The organism is Corallococcus aberystwythensis, assembly GCF_003612165.1.
In the GTDB taxonomy this organism is placed as follows: Bacteria; Myxococcota; Myxococcia; order Myxococcales; family Myxococcaceae; genus Corallococcus; species Corallococcus aberystwythensis.
Genome location: NZ_RAWK01000599.1, coordinates 1 through 412, shown reverse-complemented (window position 1 = coordinate 412; position 412 = coordinate 1). Strand labels below are relative to the sequence as shown.

General features: G+C 41.3%; 1 pseudogene. It reads right to left on the bottom strand.

The features are described from left to right. Positions 1-412: pseudogene (locus tag D7W81_RS44555) on the bottom strand (acetate kinase); the annotation flags it as partial.

The following is a 412-nucleotide window of genomic DNA, read 5'->3' as shown; positions in this document are numbered from 1 at the left end:
TACTAGCACCATTACCAAGGTGACAAGTTAGTAAACGTAATTCTTCTACAGGACGTCCTAAAAGTTCTGCAGCGCGTTCGGATACATATTTGTGACTTGTACCGTGGAAACCGTATTTACGGATACCATAGTCTTCATAATAGCTGTATGGCAGGCTGTAAAGATAACTTGCTGGAGGCATTGTTTGATGGAAAGCTGTATCGAAAACAGCCACTGAAAAAACGTCTGGTAAAATCTTGCGGAATGCTTTAATACCAGTAACGTTCGCTGGGTTATGAAGCGGTGCAAGTTCAGATAGAGCTTCAATATCTTTAATTACTTGGTCATCAATATAAACGGATTCAGGGAATCTTTCTCCACCGTGAACAACGCGGTGACCAATTCCAGTGATTTCATCGTAAGAACCGATAAC